This window comes from Aeromonas sp. R1-1, assembly GCF_040908495.1.
Classification (GTDB): Bacteria; Pseudomonadota; Gammaproteobacteria; order Enterobacterales; family Aeromonadaceae; genus Aeromonas; species Aeromonas veronii.
On the sequence record NZ_JBFODV010000116.1, the window covers coordinates 1 to 3,810 of the forward strand.

The 3,810-nt window shown below is 61.9% G+C and carries 3 protein-coding genes and 1 pseudogene; all 4 read left to right on the plus strand.

Going from position 1 to position 3,810, the window contains the following annotated elements; translation table 11 throughout:
* Positions 1-705, plus strand: a pseudogene (locus AB5Y92_RS06930) (hypothetical protein); the annotation flags it as partial.
* The gene (locus tag AB5Y92_RS06935) at positions 705-1,544 is read left to right on the plus strand and encodes an FTR1 family protein (protein WP_107684950.1); all 840 of its coding nucleotides are present in this window, start codon (positions 705-707) and stop codon (positions 1,542-1,544) included. The pseudogene AB5Y92_RS06930 and the gene AB5Y92_RS06935, both read left to right, overlap by 1 nt.
* A 102-nt stretch (positions 1,545-1,646) precedes the next feature.
* Positions 1,647-3,071 carry an FAD-dependent oxidoreductase gene (locus AB5Y92_RS06940; RefSeq protein ID WP_216948460.1) on the plus strand — a complete coding sequence of 475 codons (1,425 nt, stop codon included), beginning with the start codon at positions 1,647-1,649 and terminating at the stop codon, positions 3,069-3,071.
* Positions 3,072-3,118: 47 nt separating this feature from the next.
* The gene (locus tag AB5Y92_RS06945) at positions 3,119-3,679 is read left to right on the plus strand and encodes a hypothetical protein (protein WP_368226138.1); all 561 of its coding nucleotides are present in this window, start codon (positions 3,119-3,121) and stop codon (positions 3,677-3,679) included.
* Positions 3,680-3,810 lie beyond the last annotated feature (131 nt).

The window sequence follows — 3,810 nt, forward strand, 5'->3', positions numbered from 1 at the left end:
ATCGACTGCCATATGAACCCGGAGCCAGGCAATGGCGGTGCGCCGGTGGCGGGCCAGTCCACCGAAAACGGCACCATGAAGGCGCGGCTCTATCGCCACAATTTCACCGGCGCCCAGCACCAGCTGGTGGGGCTGCGCAATCCTGAACTCGAGCAGGAAAGTCTGGCCCTGCTGCGCTCCAGCGCGACACTCTCCGCCCGTATCGAACCGACGGCCGATAGTCAGCAGCTGGTGGTGCGGGTCGCCAATACCGGCGCGGGCCATGCCCTGCCCACCGGAGTGGCCGATTTTCGTGAACTCTGGCTGGAGCTGACCGTCACCGATGCCAGCGGCAAGCTGGTGCTTGCCAGCGGCCAGCCGGTGGATGGCGCTGTCCCTGAGGATGCGCGGCTGTTCAGAAAAGTATTCGGCGATGCTGAGGGCAAGCCGGTGGGGCTCAAGTTCTGGCGCTACGCCAAGCTCTTGGAAGATACCCGCATTCCGGCCGATGGCTGGCGCGATGAAGCCTGGCCGCTGCCCGCAGATGCCCAAGGGCCCTTCAAGGCCGATATCAAACTCAATTTCCGCACCTACCCCAAGTGGGTCAATGATGCGGTGCGCGCCGCCGAGCCCAGCTTGCCGGAGCCACCCATAGTGCTACTCAATCGGTTGCAACTTACCCTGCAGCCTCTCCCCGTCACGCCCGCTACGGAGCCTCAATCCTGATGTTTGCAAGTTTTCTCATTACTCTGCGCGAGGGGCTGGAAGCCTTCCTGCTGGTCGGCATCTGCCTCTCCTACCTCGCCAAGCTGGGGGCGAGCCGCTACAACAAGTTCATCTATCTGGGGGTGGGGCTTGGCCTTATCGCCTCACTTGTCGTCGCCTTCCTGTTCCAGGTGGTGGTGAGCCAGTTCGAGAGCGAGCGCTACAACCACCTGTTGATGGCGGGGATCCTCATCTTCGCCACTCTGGTGCTCACCTATATGGCGATCTGGATGCAAAAGCAGGCCAAATCCCAGGTGGGAGCCATGACGGCGCGCATCGATGCGGCCATTGATGGCGGCAACCTGTTTGGTCTGGTGCTGCTCGCCTTCCTGGCGGTGATGCGCGAAGGGTTTGAAACCGTGCTCTTCTTCTCCGCCCTGCTCTACTCTGGGCAAGGGGTCGATCTGCAATCCGGCCTGATGGGCGCGCTGGCGGGTCTGCTGGTCTCCATCGCGCTGGTGTGGGGGCTGCTGCGTTCCACCCGCAAGGTGGCGCTGGCTCCTTTCTTCCGCTGGACCGGCTTGCTTATCATCATCATCGCCGCAGGCTTGCTCTCGTCCGCCGTCAACATGTTGCAGGCGGCAGAGATCATCACCTTCTGGACCACGCCGGTGTTCGACATCAGCCACATTCTCGACGATCAGGGGGTATTTGGTACCTTCCTGCGCGCCCTGTTTGGCTACAATGCCTCACCCGCTGGCTTGCAGCTGCTGACCTGGGCCCTCTATCTGGCGATCTTCGTTACCCTCTGGCAGCGCAGCTATCGTCCGCAGGTGAGTGCCGCGACTGGCAAGGGCTGAGCCAACACGCCCTGTGGCAACAAGGGCACGGGGTAACAACACTATTCAGGAGCCGCGCCTTGGCGCGGTTCCCTTATCTATCAAGCAGTTTCGGAATAGGTCATGAGCGATAACAACAAGAAAAGCATTGCAGTGCTGGGCGCTGGCCCCGCCGGTTTGATGGCGGCCTGGCGCCTGCGCCGCGCCGGTTTTGCCGTCACCCTGTTCGAGCAGGAGCCGGTGGTCGGCGGCATGTGCGCCACCCAGACCTTCAAGGGACGCGATGGGGAGTATCGCTTTGACTACGGCGGTCATCGCTTTATCACCAAGAACCCCGAATTGCTCGCCTTTATCGACGAGCTGATGGGGGATGACCTGCTCCACGCCGAGCGCAAGAGCGTCATCCGCTTTGGCGGGCGCACCTATGACTACCCCTTGAACCTGCCCAACCTGCTCAAGACGGCGCCGCTCGCCCTGATGGCCGGTGCGGTAAAAGACTTGCTGCTGTTGCCCTTTAGCAAGAAGCCGGATGATTTTGCCAAGGCCAGCTTTGCCGAGTGGATCCAGAGTCACTTCGGCCGCACCCTCTACCGCCAGTTTTTCGAGGGCTACACCGGCAAGCTGTGGGGCATCAACCCGGACAAGCTCTCCGCCGACTGGGCCGGTCAGCGCATCAGTCTGATCGATCTCAAAGACGTGGCGCGCCGTCTGCTGCCAAGACGCAACGGCAGTATCTCGGTGCGCACCTATGCCCGCAAATACCGCTACCCCAAATATGGCTTCGGCCAGATCTTCACCACTCTGGGGGAGCGACTGGTGGCAGAGGGCGTTGAGCTGAAAACCGGCGCCACCATCACCCGCCTTGATCAGGCTGATGGCCGTATCGAACGGGTTTATTGGAAACAAGATGACGTTGAGCAGAGCGAGCGCTTTGATCAGGTGATCTCCACCCTGCCGCTGCCGCTCACCTGCCAGCATCTTGGCTTGCCGTGCGATCTCCAATACCGCTCGCTTCGCTTCGTCAATATGCCGCTTAAAACAGAGAACCTGTCGGACAACACCTGGCAGTACCTCTCCGATCCCCATATTCTGGCGACCCGTCTGCAGGAGCCGCGCCGCCGCAGCCCCTTTATGGCGCCCCAGGGCCAGACCTCGGTGATGCTGGAGATCCCCTGCAACCCGGGGGATGCCACCTGGCAGGCGCCGCTGGCCGATCTGCGCGGTCGGATCACCGCCGATCTGGCGAGCCTTGGCGTCGATACCCAGAAGCTTGGCGATGAGACCTTCGAAGCCCGTAGCGAATACGCCTATCCGCTGATGGATTTGGGCTATCAGGCACGCCGCAACGAAGCCATCAAGGCGCTGATGCCCATCACCAACCTCATCATGACCGGCCGTCAGGGGACATTTCGCTATATCTTCACCGACACCGCCATGGAGATGGGGATGATGGCGGCCGACATGGTGATCGACGGGGTGGACAGACGCCACGCCATCTTTAACCATCGCAACGAAAATACCGTGATTGAAACCCAGAGCGTGGCCTGAGTGCCGCGCCATTGGCATCACCTATTGGCATAAGTAAGGAGAACAGGATGACCATCCGCCCGGGTTTACTCGCCCTCACCCTGCTGCTGACCCTGAGCGGGCAAGTACAGGCTTACTCTTACGCCGCCGCCGGCAAGGAGCCACTGATCGACGCCCGCGAGGCGCTGCTGGGCGCCGCCACTGACGGCAAGGATGCCAGCGCCACCTTGAGCGAGATTGCCGACGAGCTGAGCTATCTGGAACAGCACCACAAGGTGGAATTGCAAGGGCCGCTGGCAGCCGCCATCAAAGCCAAAGACGCAGCAGCCACCGCTGCCCTGCTCAACCGCGCCTACAAGGCGGAGATCGAGCGCCGCCTCGAAGGGGCCAGCCAGAATCTTGGCGACTACCAGACCGCCAAGGTGTTGGTGGTCAAGAGCAAGCGCTTCCTCGACTTGATCCTCCCATCACTCAGCGAAGGGGATCGCAAGGCGGCCGAGCAGGCGCTGGCCAAGGTGCTGGATGCCATCGGCAACCCAGGGGTATTCGGGGTGGGTGCCAAGCCCGCCGACGCCGCCGCCTTTGCCGCAGCGGAAAAAGCGCTGATGGCCGTGCTGGCGCCGCTTTGATGGCCTCTCATTGATGATGACAGCCCCCCTCATCCCCAACCCTTCTCCCGCAAGGGGAGAAGGGGGGCGTCACCACGGCCGATTACGCTTCGCTAATCGACCCTACTTGCTGCTCTTGTTACTGCTCCCCC

What these genes read in the sequence shown, in the direction of transcription:
- AB5Y92_RS06945 (WP_368226138.1), top strand. Translation starts at nt 3,119, where the DNA reads ATGACCATCCGCCCGGGTTTACTCGCCCTCACCCTGCTGCTGACCCTG.
- AB5Y92_RS06935 (WP_107684950.1), top strand. Translation starts at nt 705, where the DNA reads ATGTTTGCAAGTTTTCTCATTACTCTGCGCGAGGGGCTGGAAGCCTTC.
- AB5Y92_RS06940 (WP_216948460.1), top strand. Translation starts at nt 1,647, where the DNA reads ATGAGCGATAACAACAAGAAAAGCATTGCAGTGCTGGGCGCTGGCCCC.